The sequence below is a fragment of the Scandinavium goeteborgense genome (genome assembly GCF_003935895.2).
In the GTDB taxonomy this organism is placed as follows: domain Bacteria; phylum Pseudomonadota; class Gammaproteobacteria; order Enterobacterales; family Enterobacteriaceae; genus Scandinavium; species Scandinavium goeteborgense.
The window spans coordinates 2,744,290-2,760,979 of record NZ_CP054058.1; the positions used below are offsets into that span (position 1 = coordinate 2,744,290).

Sequence of the window (16,690 nt, forward strand, 5' to 3'; positions counted from 1 at the left end):
CTATTTTTAACGCGAAAACACTTTAACGCATAAGGCATTTTTTGTATGTAACCATATGTACACCGTTAGAATAAACAATAAAACACAATGTACCAGAGATTATTTTCGTCTTTCTTTTAGTGTACTACCATTATCCAGCTAATAAATAAACATTCCTAAACAGTCCCTCTACAACGATTATTTACAGCATAAAATGTCGATGACTAGATTTTTTTCAGCCGTTAAAAGAGTATTTCGTTAAATTCACAGCCGTACATTACTCTGTTGTCATACCAAAAATGATGAACAGAAGGACTTAATTTTACTCTGATAACAATTTTGCAATCTTAATGTCATCAGCACTTCGATATTTGCTACCAAACATGCCTACATGTAACTAATTAATAATAAACATTGATGACATTGATAAATAAATATTGTGAATGGGCGTTTTCATACGAAGCTATTTACATCGTGATACGAAGCCCAGCAAGCCTTGTGGGTGACGTTTGGGGTACGGGGATTTTTTATTCGGATGTATGAATCGCGCATTTGCATGCAAGCAGGTGACAAGAATGGGTGAGAAACGAGGGTGTTCAGGCAGTAGCGCGTGGCACTGCCTGAGTTACAGCGGCAAAAAAGCTGACGTCCTACAACCCTTTCAGCAGCTTCGCCACATACTCGGGAACGACGTCACTCGCCAGGCCGTAGTGTTTTTCTTCGAACTCACTGCCGACCTGGCTCGGTTCGAGATTGAGTTCAACGGTGTGCGCGCCCTGCAGTTTCGCTTCGTGCACGAACCCGGCAGCCGGGTAGACATGTCCGGAGGTGCCGATAGCGATAAACTCATCGGCCATCGCCAGCGCTTCGTAAATCTCGTCCATGCCGAGCGGCATTTCACCGAACCACACCACGTGCGGACGCAGCGGCTGCGGGAACTGGCAGCAGTGGCATTTGTCGTCAACGGTCACATCCCCCGTCCACTCAAAAACTTGTCCACTCCAGTCACAGCGCACCTTTAATAATTCGCCGTGCATATGAATAATGCGCTTGTTCCCTGCCCGCTCGTGCAGATTGTCGATATTCTGCGTCACCAACAGGAAGCGATCACCCAGCTCTTCTTCCAGCTTCGCCAGCGCCAGATGCGCTGCATTCGGCTGAATGTCGGGCTGCTGGAGTTGCTGGCGACGGGCGTTATAAAACGCCTGTACCAGCGCCGGGTCACGGGCGAAACCTTCCGGCGTCGCCACGTCTTCGACGCGGTGTTCTTCCCATAAACCGTCGGTTGCGCGGAACGTGCGGATCCCGGATTCGGCAGAGATCCCCGCCCCGGTCAGCACCACCACTCTGGGTTTAACCATCCCTTCAGGCACCGCTCTGTCTCTGAAGAAAACCCGCTGGCGCAAACGATCGTGCAGGCGGCGTTTAGTAAGGCGAAAACGACTGAGTCGATGGAAGCGACGCGACTGCATAATAACCCCTGTATCAATCTGTAAGATGCAGGAACGCGGCACCGCGCATTCCTCCGGCATCACCGTGGCGAGCGCGCTCAATGCGAGGCACGCGAGCCACCGGCAACAGATGGCGCGGCAAGCGTGCCGCCAGCCCGTCTGTTATCGCAGCAAAGTTAGACAATCCACCGCCGATCACCAGTAAATCAGGATCGACAATAGTCATAATATTTCCCAGACACACGGCAAGCAAATCGAGGTAACGCTCGACGTGTTCACGGGCTTTGGTTTCGCCCTGCTCCCACTGCGCGACGATCTCCGGTGAGCTTAACACCTGCTGATTATAGTGCTCATACAGCCAGGCAAAGCCGCGGCCCGAGAGATAGTTTTCGATACAGCCCAGCTGGCCGCAGCCGCAGCGGGTCAATGGAAAATCACGCCCCACCACCTCCAGCGCATCCACCGGCAGCCGGATGTGGCCGAACTCGCCAGTGATATAACTGTGACCGGTTATCGATTTCCCGTTCAGAACTAAACCCCCACCAACGCCCGTGCCGAGGATAAGCCCCATCACCAACGGATATTGCGTGAATTCGTCGTCCCAGGCTTCGGAGAGTGCAAAACAGTTGGCGTCGTTATCGAGACGCACATCGCGGTCGAGACGAGCAGAGAGGTCCTGACGCAGCGTTTGACCGCTGGCGGCAGGAACATTGGCCGCGTACAGCGTGCCATCGGCGGTTTCGGGCATCCCTGGGATACCGATGCCGACACTGCCTTTTACGCCAAAGCGTTGATCGGCTTCAGCAACAAGGCCGCACACGGCCTGCAGAAAGGATTCATAGCTGTCGTGCGGCGTCGGAGTGCGTTTTTCCCACTGCAAACGCCGCTGTGCGTCGAATACCCCAAGGGCAATTTTACTGCCGCCAATGTCAAATCCGTAGAACATAGCAATTCCTCTTAACTGACCCAGGCGACAACGTCGCCGGGTCATGACGCGAAATTACTGGCCACTTAACACTCTTGCAGGATCAATTCGGCTGGCGCGGCGGGCAGGATACCAGCTCGCCAGCAAACTCAGCACCAGTGCCGTGACCAGCACATAAAAGACGTCCAGCCAGTGAAGTTCTGAGGGCAGGAAGTCGATAAAATAGATGTCACCGGACAGGAACTGATGACCAATAAGCTTTTCGATGCCGTTGATGATGGCCGTCAGATTCAGCGCACACAGCACGCCGATCACCACGCCTAGCAGGCTGCCCAGCAGCCCGGCAAGTAAGCCGTACCAGACGAAAATAGCGCGGATTAGGCCATCTTTGGCACCGAGCGTACGCAGTACCGCGATATCGCTACTCTTGTCTTTCACCGCCATCACCAGGGTGGATACGATATTGAAGCAGGCCACACCAATCACCAGGATCATCGCCAGATACATGATGGCGCGGATCATCTGGATATCGCGATACATGTAGCCGTAGGTGCCGATCCAGCTCTTGATGTAGACGTAGCTGTTAGTCACTTCGCCGGCGTCACGCACCAGTTTGTTGGCGCTAAAGACGTCGTTTACCTTGAGGGCAATCCCGGTCACGCTGCTGCCCATGTCCAGATACTGTTGCGCATCTGGCATCGGGATCATCGCGAAACTGTGGTCGAGCTGACCGCTTAGCTGCAAAATTCCGCTCACGTGCAGACGCACGCGCTTAGGCTGCAGGAGCTGATGCTCTTTGTCAGAGTTCGGGATCATGATGGATACCCAGTCGCCCTGTTTGACCTTCAGTGCATCGGCCACGCCTTTGCCCAAAATAATCTGCTGGTCGCCCGCTTTGAAATTGGCCCAGGCATTGTTCTGCACGTATTTCGGCAACGCGCTGAGCTGGTTTTCCTGCTGCGGATCGACGCCTTTGATCTGAATAGCGCGCATGTTGCTGCCGCTTTCAATCAGGCCGGTGAAGTTGATATACGGTGCCGCCGCCGCAATACCTTTCACTTTTTCAACTTTGGTCAGCGCGTCGTGCCAGTTGTTCCACGGCTGGTTCACCGGTTCGATTTCACCGTGCGGCACCACCGCCAGAACGCGGTTGTTGAGCTCACGCTCAAAGCCGTTCATCGCACTTAAACCGACAATCAGCACCGCCACGCCCAGCGCGATCCCGACAGTTGAAATCACAGAAATCAGCGACACCATGCCGCCACGACGGCGGCCACGGCTAAAACGTAAGCCTATAAGCAGGGATAACGGAGACGCCATTTACTGCGCCCCCATCAGGGTCAGTTGATCGTTCAGGTGGCCGTCGCGCATCTCCAGCTGGCGGCTCATGCGTTTTGCCAGCTGCAGATCGTGAGTCACCACCAGGAACGCGGTGCCCTGCTTTTGGTTGAGGTCGCCAAGCAGCTGGAAAATGCTGTCGGCGTTACGGGCATCGAGGTTACCGGTCGGTTCATCCGCCATGACCAGACGCGGGTTGTTGACCAGCGCACGGGCAATGGCCACACGTTGACGCTCGCCGCCGGAGAGTTCAGACGGGCGGTGACTGCGACGATGGTCGAGGCCCACCGCGGCCAGCATTGCGCGAGCGCGTTCCTGAATTTCAGCGGGTTTCTTTTTGCCAATCAGCAGCGGCATCGCCACGTTTTCTTCGGCTGTGAAATCCGGCAGCAAATGGTGGAACTGATAAATAAAGCCGAGCTCGCGGTTACGCAGTTCAGCTTTCGCCGCCACCGTCATTTTCGACAGCGGCTGACCGCTGAAAATCACGTCGCCGGATGTCGGCGTATCCAGCCCGCCGAGCAGGTGCAGCAGCGTACTTTTGCCAGAGCCGGAGCTGCCGACAATCGCCATCATCTCGCCTTCCCCTATGCTGAAACTGACGTTATGCAGCACGTCGGTCTGCACAGTGCCTTCCTGATAGCGTTTGCACAGGTCGTCGCATTGCAACAGGATCTTATTCATAACGTAAAGCCTCAGCGGGTTGGGTGGCGGCAGCGCGCCATGAAGGATAAAGCGTAGAAAGCAGCGCCAGCAGCATCGCCACCAGCGCAATGACGACCACCTGCAGCGGTTCGATGGCTACCGGCAGTGCGCCGCCGTCAACGAACGCGCCGATAATCGGCATCAAATTATTGAGCTGGCTGGCAAGCAGCAGACCAAGCAGTGCGCCGAGCAGCGCGCCAATCACGCCGGCACTGGCCCCCTGAACCATAAACACCGCCATAATCTGGCGCGGGGTCAGCCCTTGCGTTTGCAAAATGGCGACTTCGCCCTGCTTCTCCATCACCATCAGGCCCAGAGACGTAATAATGTTAAACGCGGCAACGGCAACAATCAGGCTCAGCAGCAGGCCCATCATGTTTTTTTCCATACGCACGGCCTGGAACAGCTCGCCTTTGCGCTCGCGCCAGTCCTGCCATTTGGTACCCTCAGGCAGTTTCTGGGTGCTCAGCGTATCGACTTCCAGCGGTTTATCGAGCCACAAACGCCAGCCGGTAATGTTGCCGAGCGGGTAACGCATCAGACGTGAAGCGTCCTGAATATTGACCAGCATCTGGTAACCGTCGACTTCGCTGTTAGCGGCAAAGGTGCCAATCACGTTAAACAAACGCTGGCTCGGTACGCGGCCCATCGGCGTGAACTGGCTGGCGGATGGCACCATGATGCGAATTTGTTCGCCACGTTTCACGCCCAGTTGCCCGGCCAGCTGTTCGCCAAGAATGACGTTGTACTGCCCGGTTTGTAGCGCGGTTTGTTTGACGTTAACGAGGAACGGCGTCAGCGGATCGTTTTGGTTCGGATCGATACCGAGCATCACGCCCACTGCCACACTGCGCGGGCTCTGGATAACCACATCACCGGTGGTCAGCGGCGCAACGCGGGTGACGCCCTTCAACCTGGCTTCGCTTTCAGGAATTTTCTGCGGGTTCACTGAACCCTGATCTGCGCTCAGAACCGCCTGCGGCATCAGCCCGAGGATGTTGTTTTGCAGCTCGCGCTCAAAACCGTTCATGACCGATAACACGGTCACCAGCGCCATTACGCCAAGCGTAATGCCGATGGTCGACAGCCAGGAGACAAAGCGACCGAAGCGGTCCGCTGCGCGCCCACGCATATAACGCAGGCCGATAAATAGTGCGACAGGTTGGTACATGTAATCCGTCTGGTTGCTGTTAGCGAGAGCCCGAGTATATAAGCGAAAGACCTGAGCGTAAATGCGCTAAACCAGATACCCGCACCCTGATCTTTATCTGAAAATGAATCAAATACAGAATGTTACCCATTACTCCCCGTCAAAAGCCCTTGAGGATAGTCGCTTGTTAATGGCAATGAAAAACGTGGATCGTCATGAAAGAAAAAACACTATGGCTCAATCAAATCAAGGGGCTATGCATTTGCCTGGTGGTATTTTACCACTCGGTGATCACCTTCTATCCGCATCTCAGCGGCTTCCAGCATCCGTGGTCCGCCACGCTGGCGAAGTGCTGGGTGTACTTCAATCTCTATCTGGCCCCTTTCCGTATGCCGGTGTTCTTTTTTATCTCCGGATTTCTGATCCAACGCTATATCGACGGGGTTTCCTGGCGTGACAGCCTTGGCAAGCGAGTCGGTAATATCCTGTGGGTTTTAGTACTGTGGGGCGTTTTACAGTGGCAGGCGCTGAGTCATATCACGCATTGGCTGGCGCCGGATCGTGACGTCAGCTCCAGCGCTAACGCGGCGTATGCCGACAGCCTGGGCGAATTTGTGCATGGCATGCTCACCGCCAGCACCAGCCTGTGGTACCTGTACGCGCTCATCGCCTACTTCGTGCTGTGCAAGCTAACCTCGCGCGGAAAATTGTTGATGATTATCGGGCTGGGGCTGCTTAGCATTGCCATTAACTTCCTGCCAACGCCGTGGTGGGGCATGAACAGCGTGCTGCGTAACGTCATCTATTATGCGTTGGGCGCGTGGTACGGCACGGCATTAATGGCGTGGATGATGGCCTTCAACGTGCGTCAACGCTGGCTGCCCCTCGGCGCATTCGCCCTGCTCTCTGTTGTGCTGTGGTTCGCGCGCACGCCGCTGTTCCTGTCGCTGTTGTCGATTTTTGCCATCATGAAGCTGTTCTACGCCGTAGGCCGTCGTGTCCCGCCGTCAGAGCGTTCTCTGCTCAACGTGGTGGGTTCGAATACCATCGCGATTTACACCACGCACCGAATTTTAGTGGAGATTTTCAGCCTGCTGCTGATCGGCTGGTTCAGCGCCCAGGCACGCTCGCCGTCGGTTGAGCTCGCGATCCTGTTGTTTTATCCGTTCTTTAGCCTGCTGCTGTGCGTAGCGACCGGAATGCTGGCGCGCAAGCTATCCCAGCGCCTGACGGGCGATATCTTCTTTTCCCCTCCTTCGATGGCTTCCAGTCGGTCATGATCGCGCCCTGATTTGCTAATGTCGGTCGATTGAGGATAATAATCTTCATTGAAGAGCGGCGGTTTGCCCCCATAATCAGGGGGTAAACCTTTACGGGACCCCGACATTATTTATGCCTGAAAAACAACGATACGCCCTACCGACCAAGGCGGGCGAGCAGCGTCTGCTCGGTGAGTTAACCGGCGCCGCTTGCGCAACAGAAGTTGCTCAGATTATCGAACGCCACCGTGGCCCGGTGGTGCTTATCGCCCCCGACATGCAAAACGCCTTGCGTTTGCAGGATGAAATTGCCCAGTTCACCGACGAACTGGTGATGAATCTTGCTGACTGGGAAACGCTGCCGTACGACAGTTTCTCGCCGCATCAGGAAATTATCTCCTCGCGCCTTTCGACGCTGTATCAGCTGCCCACCATGCAGCGCGGCGTGCTTATTGTGCCGGTAAATACGCTGATGCAGCGTGTGTGCCCGCACAGCTATCTGCACGGCCATGCGCTGGTGATGCAAAAAGGCCAGCGCCTTTCACGCGATGCGCTGCGTGCTCAGCTCGACAGCGCCGGTTACCGTCATGTTGATCAGGTCATGGAGCACGGCGAATACGCCACCCGTGGCGCGCTGCTGGATTTATTCCCGATGGGCAGTGACCGACCGTATCGTCTCGATTTCTTCGATGACGAAATTGACAGCCTGCGCCTGTTTGATGCCGATACCCAGCGCACGCTGGAAGAAGTCGACGCTATCAACCTTCTGCCCGCGCACGAATTCCCGACCGACAAAACCGCCATTGAACTGTTCCGCAGCCAGTGGCGCGATAAGTTTGAGGTCAAACGCGACGCGGAGCACATCTATCAACAGGTGAGCAAAGGCACGTTACCGACAGGCATCGAATACTGGCAGCCGCTGTTCTTCAGCGAGCCGCTGCCGCCGCTGTTCAGCTATTTCCCGGCCAATACGCTGCTGGTAAATACCGGCGACCCGGAAGCCAGCGCTCAGCGTTTTGAAGCCGACACCCGCGCGCGGTTTGAAAACCGTGGCGTTGACCCGATGCGTCCCCTGCTGGAACCCGAAAACCTGTGGTTGCGCACCGATGAGCTGTTCAGCGAGCTGAAAAAATGGCCGCGCGTTCAGCTCAAAACAGACGTGCTCGCCGATAAAGCCGCGAACGTAAATCTCGGCTATCAGAAGCTGCCGGATCTTGCGGTCCAGGCGCAGCATAAAGCGCCGCTGGACAGCCTGCGCCGCTTCCTCGAAGGCTTCGATGGCCCGGTTATTTTCTCAGTAGAAAGTGAAGGTCGTCGTGAGGCCCTGGGCGAACTGCTGGCGCGAATTAAAATCTCGCCAAAACGCATTCAGCGTCTGGATGAGTGCGACGGCAACGGCCGCTATCTGATGATTGGCTCCGCCGAACACGGCTATATCGACACGCTGCGTCACCGGGCGCTGATATGCGAGAGCGATTTGCTGGGCGAGCGCGTGGCGCGCCGTCGTCAGGATTCGCGCCGGACCATCAACCCGGACACCCTGATTCGTAACCTGGCCGAGCTGCATCCTGGTCAGCCGGTGGTGCATCTGGAGCATGGCGTTGGCCGCTACGCGGGCATGACCACGCTCGAAGCCGGGGGCATTACCGGTGAGTATCTGATGCTTACCTACGCCAACGACGCCAAACTGTACGTGCCGGTATCGTCGCTGCATTTGATCAGCCGTTACGCCGGAGGTGCGGAAGACAACGCCCCGCTGCATAAACTGGGCGGCGACGTCTGGGCGCGCGCCCGTCAGAAAGCCGCTGAAAAAGTCCGTGATGTGGCCGCTGAACTGCTGGATATCTATGCCCAGCGCGCAGCGAAATCGGGCTTTGCCTTTAAACACGACCGCGACCAGTATCAGCTTTTCTGCGATACCTTCCCGTTTGAAACCACGCCGGATCAGGCCCAGGCGATTAACGCCGTGCTGAGTGACATGTGCCAGCCGTTGGCGATGGACCGTCTGGTCTGCGGTGACGTAGGCTTCGGTAAAACCGAAGTCGCTATGCGCGCCGCGTTCCTGGCGGTAGAAAACAATAAGCAGGTGGCGGTACTGGTGCCCACCACCCTGCTGGCGCAACAGCATTTCGACAACTTCCGTGACCGCTTCGCCAACTGGCCTGTGCGCATCGAAATGCTCTCCCGCTTCCGCAGTGCCAAAGAGCAGACGCAAATTCTGGAACAGGCCAGCGAAGGGAAAATCGATATTCTGATCGGGACGCACAAATTGCTGCAAAGCGACGTGAAGTGGCGCGATCTCGGCTTGTTGATCGTCGATGAAGAGCACCGCTTCGGCGTGCGTCACAAAGAGCGTATCAAAGCGATGCGTGCCGACGTCGACATTCTGACCCTGACCGCCACGCCGATTCCGCGTACGCTGAACATGGCGATGAGCGGCATGCGCGATCTGTCGATTATTGCCACGCCGCCAGCGCGTCGTCTGGCGGTTAAAACCTTCGTGCGTGAATACGACAAGCTGGTGGTTCGCGAAGCTATTCTGCGTGAAGTACTGCGCGGCGGGCAGGTTTACTACCTCTTCAATGACGTGGAAAATATTCAGAAAGCGGCAGATAAGCTGGCCGAACTGGTGCCGGAAGCGCGAATTGCCATCGGCCACGGCCAGATGCGCGAACGCGAACTGGAACGCGTGATGAACGATTTCCACCACCAGCGTTTCAACGTGCTGGTGTGTACCACCATCATCGAAACCGGGATCGACATTCCAACCGCCAACACCATCATCATCGAACGTGCGGACCACTTTGGTCTGGCGCAGCTGCACCAGCTGCGTGGTCGCGTGGGCCGTTCGCACCATCAGGCCTATGCCTGGCTGCTGACCCCGCACCCGAAAGCGATGACCACCGATGCGCAAAAGCGCCTAGAAGCTATCGCCTCGCTGGAAGATTTAGGCGCAGGTTTTGCGCTGGCGACGCACGATCTGGAGATCCGCGGGGCGGGCGAACTGCTCGGCGAAGATCAGAGTGGATCGATGGAAACCATCGGCTTCTCGCTGTACATGGAGCTGCTGGAAAACGCGGTGGACGCACTGAAAGAAGGTCGCGAGCCGTCGCTGGAAGATTTGACCAACCAGCAAACGGAAGTCGAATTGCGGATGCCATCGCTGCTGCCAGAAGATTTCATTCCTGACGTCAATACGCGCCTGTCGTTCTACAAACGTATCGCTAGCGCCAAAGGCGAGCAGGCGCTGGATGAGCTGAAAGTCGAGCTTATCGACCGCTTCGGTCTGTTGCCGGATGCCGCGCGTAACCTGCTGGATATTGCCCGTTTGCGTCAGCAGGCGCAGAAGCTCGGCATTCGTAAGCTTGAAGGCAACGAAAAAGGCGGCGTGATTGAGTTCAACGAGAAAAATCACGTAAACCCAGCCTGGCTGATTGGCCTGTTGCAAAAACAGCCGCAGCATTATCGGCTTGATGGTCCGACGCGTTTGAAGTTCTTCCAGGAACTGACCGAGCGGAAAAACCGTATGGAATGGGTGCGTAACTTCATGCAGCAACTCGAAGAAAACGCCGTCGCATAACAGCAACCTTCCCCGGCAGCGCACGCTGCCGGGCTTTCCTCAGCGCATTAATTTACACACTCTTTGCAAACCGCTGAAACATCCAGACATGCATTGACGCCATAATGAGGGTTTTCCCTGCTCAATCACCGTTATGGATGTGCTGTGATGATGATTCAATCGCGTTTCCTGCGCGCACTGGCTCTGTTGTCAGTCGTTGCCACGCTCGCCGCGGCCCTTCCCGCGCGCGCTAACACCTGGCCTCTACCGCCGTCCGGCAGCCGCCTGGTGGGTGAAAACCGCTATCACGTTGTCGAAGATAACGGCGGTTCACTTGAGGCTATCGCCAAAAAATATAATGTCGGATTTTTGGCACTGCTTCAGGCTAACCCCGGCGTCGATCCGTATGTTCCGCGTGCGGGCAGCGTGTTGACAATCCCACTGCAAACCCTGCTCCCGGACGCGCCGCGTCAGGGCATGGTGATTAACCTCGCCGAACTGCGTCTCTACTACTACCCGCCGGGTAAAAACAGCGTCACCATTTACCCGATTGGCATTGGCCAGCTGGGCGGGACGACGCTCACGCCAGAAATGGTCACCACGGTGTCCGATAAACGCGCCAATCCAACCTGGACGCCGACGGCCAATATTCGCGCGCGTTATAAAGCGATGGGAATAAGTTTGCCTGCGGTGGTGCCTGCCGGGCCGGAAAACCCGATGGGCCACCATGCGATTCGGCTTTCAGCGTACGGCGGGGTGTATCTGCTGCACGGCACTAACGCCGACTTCGGCATTGGAATGCGCGTAAGCTCTGGCTGCATTCGACTGCGCGATGGCGATATCGAGACCCTGTTCAAACAGGTTACGCCAGGCACGAAAGTGAACATTATCAATACGCCGATAAAAGCGTCCGTGGAGCCCGGCGGCGTGCATCTGGTGGAAGTTCACCAGCCGCTGTCGAAGCACATTGATGACGATCCGAAAGTGCTGCCAATTAGCCTGAACAGCACGATGACGACATTCAAGGATTCGCCGCAGACCGATGCGCAGGTGATGGAGCATGCGATGGAGGTCCGATCCGGGATGCCAGTGAACGTCACCCGGCATGACGAGCCAGCGGTTCAGAATCTGTAATAAAAAAAACACCGCGACTGATGTCGCGGTGTTTTTTTATGGCAGTGGCATTGCCGAGGGTTAAATAAGGAGGGCCTTATTTATAAATTACCGCAGTCCCGTGGAGGGTGTTTGGACCGGTAACTGAGGTAATACGGAATGATTTAGCACCCATCGCGTCGGCTTTCTGCGCCAGCTGGTCTTCCAGAGAGCCCAGGTTCGTGCCCGCATCAGCAGAAATCACACCCACTTTTTGTTGATCTACCGGGGTGGACTGCACTTCTACAGCAGCGAAGCTTGCGAATGACAGAGAACTCAGAACAGCGGCTACGGCCAAGGTTGTGATGCTTTTCATGATTTTTTTACCTATGCAGATGAATTTTCGCAGGTCGTTATTATTAACTTAACGATCGATAGGTAAATGATAATGTGATCCTCATCACACGTCAAATTGTTTTTATAACGATTATTATATTAATTATTAATACCTTATTTTTCATAACCATATGATTATTTTATTTTGTGCGATTGGACGCTGGTTATGCAGTGTGTTTGTTTTTATAATGAAGGCTTAACACCACCACAGAGGTACAACGGCACCATGACAACTGAAGTCGTAAGTTGCGTAAAAAAAAGCCGTGGCCGACCAAAAGTGTTCGACAGGGAAGTGGCGCTTGATAAGGCCATGACACTCTTCTGGCAGCACGGCTATGAAGCCACTTCGCTCGCGGATCTCGTCGAAGCGACGGGGGCAAAAGCGCCCACGCTGTATGCTGAGTTCGTAAATAAAGAAGGCTTGTTCCGGGCCGTACTGGACAGGTATATCTCACGCTTTGCGGACAAACACGAAGCCCAGCTGTTCTGCGAAGAGAAATCCGTAGACGCTGCACTGCGCGATTATTTCAGCGCGGTGGCGACCTGCTTTACCAGCAAAGACACGCCTGCGGGCTGCTTTATGATAAACACTTCCGCGACCCTCGCGGCATCGTCAAAAGAGATCGCCCACACCATCAAGTCGCGCCATGCGATGCAGGAAAAAACGCTGTGTGAGTTTTTGACTCAACGTCAGGCTCGCGGAGAAATCCCGGCCGATAAGTGTATCGGCGAGCTGGCGCAGTTCCTGAACTGTATTTTGCAAGGGATGTCGATCAGCGCCCGCGAAGGCGCCAGCCTCGAGACGCTGTTGCAGATAACCGACACCACAATGCGCCTGTGGCCGCAGATGCTGAAAAGCAGCTGATAAAGCGCCATAAAAAAAGCCCTTCAGCCTGAGCGATTGAAGGGCTAATAAACGAACGAAACGCTTTTTTACGCTTTGTTATTCAGAACCAGCTGACCATTGTTATCAAGTGGGATCTGAGAGCCTGGATCTTTATCCATACGGATTTTCCCCTGCTGATCGCCAATTTTGTAGGTCACATCGTAACCCAACATTTTGTCAGACTTGTCATATACCGTTTTGCAGCGCTGCTGCGTCGAGGTGTAGGTATCGTTATTCTGCATTGAGCCCTGGATTTGGTTCCCGGCGTAACCGCCACCCAACGCACCCGCCACGGTAGCGACATCTTTCCCGCGACCGCCACCGAACTGATGACCAATCACCCCACCAGCAACCGCACCCAGCACTGAGCCCGCGATGCGGTTCTCATCCTGAACCGGGCGTCGATGCGTGACCGCTACGTTACGGCACTCCTTGCGCGGCGTTTTCACGCTCTCTTTAATCGGGGTTGCTGAAATGACCTGCGCATACTGCGGGCCACGATCGAATACGTTTAGACTAGCGACTGCCGCCACGCCCAGCGCAGCTGCTACGCCAATCCCTATACCCGCCAACATAGATTTATTCACGGGAGCTCCTCCTTTGTTGCTGTTGGTAACAATTTTGCTACCAGAAAGGAAACCTGCCTATAAGAATTGGGATCAAAAAAAGAGGATTTGCGGGGGATAAGCGTGGGATTCGGAGAAGTCCGAACCCGTAAATCTATTTGCCCGATGGCGCTGATGCTTTTCGGGCCTACTTACTCGTAGGCCAGGCAAGTGCAGCGCCGTCGGGCGATTTGCAGCTTAGTGCAGCTTCATACGCGGGCGAATCACCCGGTTAATGCTGCCGACCAGCATCATCAGCCCGGTTTTGAAATAGCCGTGCAGCGCAACCTGATGCATACGGTACAACGAGATGTAAACGAAACGCGCGATACGCCCTTCTACCATCATCGAGCCGCGCATCAGGTTGCCCATCAGGCTACCGACCGTGGAGTAGTTCGACAGTGATACCAGCGAGCCGTGATCTTTATAGATGTACGACTTCAGCGGCTTGTCTTTGGTCTGCGCCAGAATGTTGTGCAGCGCCAGGCTTGCCATCTGATGCGCAGCCTGAGCACGCGGAGGCACAAAGCCGCCCTCTGGACGCGCACAGGAGGCGCAGTCACCGATGGCATAGATGTCTGGATCGCGAGTCGTTTGCAGCGTTGGCTCCACCACCAGCTGATTGATACGGTTGGTTTCAAGCCCGCCGATATCTTTCATGAAATCGGGTGCTTTGATACCTGCCGCCCACACCATCAGATCGGCATTAATGTATTCGCCGTCTTTGGTATGCAGACCGCCAGCATCAGCGCTGGTGACCATAGTTTGCGTCAGAACACGCACGCCCATTTTGGTCAGCTCGCTGTGCGCGGCGCTGGAAATACGCGGTGGCAGCGCGGGCAGAATACGTTCACCCGCTTCCACCAGCGTGACGTTCAGTGATTCATTAGTCAGGCCTTTATAGCCGTAGCTGTGCAACTGTTTCACCGCGTTGTGCAGTTCTGCAGACAGCTCAACGCCGGTCGCCCCGCCGCCCACAATGGCGATATTAACTTTACCGTTCGCGCCCAGGTTGCTGGAGTGCTTCAGGAACAGGTTCAGCATTTCCTGGTGGAAACGACGCGCCTGATGCGGGTTGTCGAGGAAAATGCAGTTTTCCTTCACACCCGGGGTGTTGAAATCGTTGGAGGTACTCCCCAGCGCCATCACCAGCGTGTCGTACGGCAGCTTGCGCTCAGGCACCAGCAGCTCGCCCTTTTCGTCGCGCAGCTCTGCCAACGTCAGCGTTTTGGTTTCGCGGTTAATATCCACTACGGAACCGAGCTGGAACTGGAAATGATGGTTGCGCGCGTGCGCCAGATAGCTCAATGCATCTACACCTTCATCCAGTGAACCAGTTGCTACTTCGTGCAGCAGCGGTTTCCACAGATGGCTGTGGTTTCTGTCCACCAGCGTAATTTTCGCTTTTTTGCCACGGCCAAGCTTTCTACCCAGTTGAGTAGCCAACTCCAACCCGCCGGCACCACCACCCACAATCACAATCTTTTTCAATGGCGTAGTCAACGTGACCCCCTAAATTATTAACCAATTGTTAATTAAAAGTTATAAAAATAGCCTTTAATTAACAACAAGTTAGATGCATTAAATCTGACAATATTGTGAAGAATATCACGCAAGGTGCATTGGTCATACCAAAATTGATATTAATCAAGTTTCCCCGCCCAAAAGTTGAGCAAGTGTAGTTGATGCAGGAGAGTTTGTGAGCCTGCCGAACGCGATGTCGCCAGGCCTGGCGCGGGATTAGCCGAGGGTTTTGAACGCTTTGATACGCTGCAGATGCGGAGAAATATTCTTGAATTTATGGGTCTGCACTTCGTCCCAGATTATTTCATAGTAATGATGCAACTCTTCGGCGGTTCGCTGGCTGTTCAGCGCTTCATCCTGACGAGAGAGGATCACCAGGCAGCGATCGCGGTTCTTCTCGCGGAAGTTGCTGACGCATTTCGTGCCAATGTCCGCGTACTCTTCCGGGCGGTCAATCTTGCCGTCCATGTTCTCATACGGGAACAGGTTCGGGTTGAAGATAACCTGGCGCATATCGCACAGGAAACCAATGCGTTCGGCCCAGTAACCGCCAAGTCCTACGCCGCAAATCAGCGGGCGGTCATCAGCGTTGAGCTGCAACATTTTGTCCACTTCTTTGAGCAGATGCTGCATGTCATGCTTCGGGTGAAGCGTGCTATAGCTAATCAGGCGAACATCCGGGTCAATGAACTGCAGTTGCAGCACCTTCTCGTGATTTCCCGGACTGTTTGAGTCGAAACCGTGCAAATAAATAATCATGACGTCCTCACAACACTGCCAATCCCGTTCGGGAGGTTAAAGAGCGGCTTTATGGGCCTGCCAGCGCTCGTGCAGTTCATTCAGCTGCGCGCTGACCGTCTTCCAGCGAGCGGAATCCATCAGCTCCTGACGGATAAATGAACCTTTATGATACAATTTTGTAACACGCTCGGCTTTGATCGGCGAAAGGTTATCCAGCACGCTGACCGCGCCTTTACGATTATTGCAGACCAGGATCATATCGCAACCTGCGTCCAGCGATGCCTGACCGCGTTCCGCGTAGCTGCCCATGATCGCCGCACCTTCCATCGACAGATCGTCGGAGAAAATCACCCCATCAAACCCGAGTTCGCCGCGTAGCACGGTTTTCAGCCAGTGCGGTGAACCGCTGGCCGGACGCGGGTCGACCTCGCTATAAATCACATGCGCAGGCATGATGGCATCGAGACGGTTTTCGGTGATCAGCGTCTGGAAGACGGCCATGTCTTTGGCGCGAATGTCTGCTTCTGCACGCGGGTCCTGCGGCGTTTCTTTATGGGAATCAGCCGTTACCGCACCGTGGCCGGGGAAATGTTTCCCGGTGGTTTTCATGCCCGCATCATGCATGCCGTCAATGAACTGGCGCGCCATCGCCAGCGCTTTATGTGGGTCGGCGTGGTAAGAACGTTCGCCAATCGCCGCGCTGATGTGGCCGACGTCGAGTACCGGGGCGAAGCTGATGTCGATGTCCATCGCAATCATTTCTGAGGCCATCAGCCAGCCTGCGGCTTTCGCCAGCTCACCGCCCTGCTCCAGCCCTAACAATTCTGCGAATGACTGCGCGGCCGGTAACTGCGTGAACCCGTCGCGGAAACGCTGCACGCGTCCGCCTTCCTGATCCACCGCAACGACGAGGTGATTTTTGGACGCACCACGGATCTGGTGAACCAGCTCACGCAGCTGCGCCGGATCGTGGTAGTTACGGGTGAACAGGATAAGCCCACCCACCAGCGGATGCGCCAGAATTTCCCGTTCTTCAGCATCCAGCTCATACCCTTCAACGTCTAACATCACTGGGCCCAC

The 16,690-nt window shown here is 55.2% G+C and carries 14 protein-coding genes; 4 read left to right on the forward strand and 10 right to left on the reverse strand.

Annotated features, from left to right (window positions below; all coding sequences use genetic code 11):
- Positions 1-629: 629 nt before the first annotated feature.
- The 5 genes from cobB to lolC are packed head-to-tail and all read right to left on the reverse strand — an operon-like array spanning position 630 to position 5,569.
- Positions 630-1,451 (reverse strand): Sir2 family NAD+-dependent deacetylase, encoded by an 822-nt coding sequence (gene cobB / locus A8O29_RS14105; RefSeq protein ID WP_125353706.1) that lies wholly within the window; start codon positions 1,449-1,451, stop codon positions 630-632.
- 13 nt (positions 1,452-1,464) lie between these two features.
- Positions 1,465-2,376, reverse strand: a complete 912-nt coding sequence (gene nagK / locus A8O29_RS14110; RefSeq protein WP_125353707.1) for an N-acetylglucosamine kinase — start codon at positions 2,374-2,376, stop codon at positions 1,465-1,467.
- Positions 2,377-2,430: 54 nt separating this feature from the next.
- Positions 2,431-3,675: a lipoprotein-releasing ABC transporter permease subunit LolE gene (lolE, locus tag A8O29_RS14115; RefSeq protein WP_125353708.1), complete on the reverse strand. Its 1,245-nt coding sequence runs from the start codon at positions 3,673-3,675 to the stop codon at positions 2,431-2,433.
- Positions 3,676-4,377, reverse strand: a complete 702-nt coding sequence (gene lolD / locus A8O29_RS14120; RefSeq protein WP_125353709.1) for a lipoprotein-releasing ABC transporter ATP-binding protein LolD — start codon at positions 4,375-4,377, stop codon at positions 3,676-3,678. It abuts the gene before it with no gap.
- Positions 4,370-5,569, reverse strand: coding sequence for a lipoprotein-releasing ABC transporter permease subunit LolC (gene lolC / locus A8O29_RS14125; RefSeq protein WP_125353710.1), 1,200 nt, complete (start codon positions 5,567-5,569; stop codon positions 4,370-4,372). Before lolC ends, lolD begins: the two co-directional genes overlap by 8 nt.
- 194 nt (positions 5,570-5,763) lie before the next feature.
- Here lolC and A8O29_RS14130 point away from each other — a divergent pair, with 194 nt between their 5' ends.
- The 3 genes from A8O29_RS14130 to ldtC all read left to right on the forward strand — a co-directional run bounded on the left by A8O29_RS14130 (position 5,764) and on the right by ldtC (position 11,500).
- Positions 5,764-6,828 (forward strand): acyltransferase family protein, encoded by a 1,065-nt coding sequence (locus A8O29_RS14130; protein ID WP_125353711.1) that lies wholly within the window; start codon positions 5,764-5,766, stop codon positions 6,826-6,828.
- Positions 6,829-6,940: 112 nt separating this feature from the next.
- On the forward strand, positions 6,941-10,387 hold the full coding sequence (gene mfd / locus A8O29_RS14135) for a transcription-repair coupling factor (RefSeq protein WP_125353712.1): 3,447 nt from the start codon (positions 6,941-6,943) through the stop codon (positions 10,385-10,387).
- A gap of 147 nt (positions 10,388-10,534) precedes the next feature.
- Positions 10,535-11,500, forward strand: a complete 966-nt coding sequence (ldtC, locus tag A8O29_RS14140) for a L,D-transpeptidase LdtC (protein ID WP_125353713.1) — start codon at positions 10,535-10,537, stop codon at positions 11,498-11,500.
- Between the two features lie 76 nt (positions 11,501-11,576).
- Here ldtC and bhsA read toward each other — a convergent pair whose 3' ends face one another.
- Complete coding sequence (gene bhsA, locus A8O29_RS14145) at positions 11,577-11,834, reverse strand: multiple stress resistance protein BhsA (RefSeq protein WP_125353714.1); 258 nt, start codon at positions 11,832-11,834, stop codon at positions 11,577-11,579.
- A gap of 246 nt (positions 11,835-12,080) precedes the next feature.
- Here bhsA and A8O29_RS14150 point away from each other — a divergent pair, with 246 nt between their 5' ends.
- Positions 12,081-12,719 (forward strand): TetR/AcrR family transcriptional regulator, encoded by a 639-nt coding sequence (locus A8O29_RS14150; protein ID WP_125353715.1) that lies wholly within the window; start codon positions 12,081-12,083, stop codon positions 12,717-12,719.
- Between the two features lie 68 nt (positions 12,720-12,787).
- On the opposite strand, the gene A8O29_RS14155 is transcribed toward A8O29_RS14150, so the two are convergent.
- The 4 genes from A8O29_RS14155 to nagZ form a co-directional block, all read right to left on the reverse strand.
- Positions 12,788-13,327 (reverse strand): glycine zipper 2TM domain-containing protein, encoded by a 540-nt coding sequence (locus A8O29_RS14155; RefSeq protein WP_110509756.1) that lies wholly within the window; start codon positions 13,325-13,327, stop codon positions 12,788-12,790.
- Positions 13,328-13,543: 216 nt separating this feature from the next.
- A complete protein-coding gene (locus A8O29_RS14160) occupies positions 13,544-14,848 on the reverse strand; it encodes an NAD(P)/FAD-dependent oxidoreductase (RefSeq protein WP_125353716.1) in 1,305 nt (434 codons plus the stop codon).
- Between the two features lie 237 nt (positions 14,849-15,085).
- The gene (gene ycfP / locus A8O29_RS14165) at positions 15,086-15,628 is read right to left on the reverse strand and encodes an alpha/beta hydrolase YcfP (protein WP_125353717.1); all 543 of its coding nucleotides are present in this window, start codon (positions 15,626-15,628) and stop codon (positions 15,086-15,088) included.
- Between the two features lie 36 nt (positions 15,629-15,664).
- Positions 15,665-16,690: a beta-N-acetylhexosaminidase gene (nagZ, locus tag A8O29_RS14170; RefSeq protein ID WP_125353718.1), complete on the reverse strand. Its 1,026-nt coding sequence runs from the start codon at positions 16,688-16,690 to the stop codon at positions 15,665-15,667.

Coding starts and splice junctions, on each gene's coding strand:
- cobB (WP_125353706.1), bottom strand. CDS start 1,451: ATGCAGTCGCGTCGCTTCCATCGACTCAGTCGTTTTCGCCTTACTAAA.
- nagK (WP_125353707.1), bottom strand. CDS start 2,376: ATGTTCTACGGATTTGACATTGGCGGCAGTAAAATTGCCCTTGGGGTA.
- lolE (WP_125353708.1), bottom strand. CDS start 3,675: ATGGCGTCTCCGTTATCCCTGCTTATAGGCTTACGTTTTAGCCGTGGC.
- lolD (WP_125353709.1), bottom strand. CDS start 4,377: ATGAATAAGATCCTGTTGCAATGCGACGACCTGTGCAAACGCTATCAG.
- lolC (WP_125353710.1), bottom strand. CDS start 5,569: ATGTACCAACCTGTCGCACTATTTATCGGCCTGCGTTATATGCGTGGG.
- A8O29_RS14130 (WP_125353711.1), top strand. CDS start 5,764: ATGAAAGAAAAAACACTATGGCTCAATCAAATCAAGGGGCTATGCATT.
- mfd (WP_125353712.1), top strand. CDS start 6,941: ATGCCTGAAAAACAACGATACGCCCTACCGACCAAGGCGGGCGAGCAG.
- ldtC (WP_125353713.1), top strand. CDS start 10,535: ATGATGATTCAATCGCGTTTCCTGCGCGCACTGGCTCTGTTGTCAGTC.
- bhsA (WP_125353714.1), bottom strand. CDS start 11,834: ATGAAAAGCATCACAACCTTGGCCGTAGCCGCTGTTCTGAGTTCTCTG.
- A8O29_RS14150 (WP_125353715.1), top strand. CDS start 12,081: ATGACAACTGAAGTCGTAAGTTGCGTAAAAAAAAGCCGTGGCCGACCA.
- ycfP (WP_125353717.1), bottom strand. CDS start 15,628: ATGATTATTTATTTGCACGGTTTCGACTCAAACAGTCCGGGAAATCAC.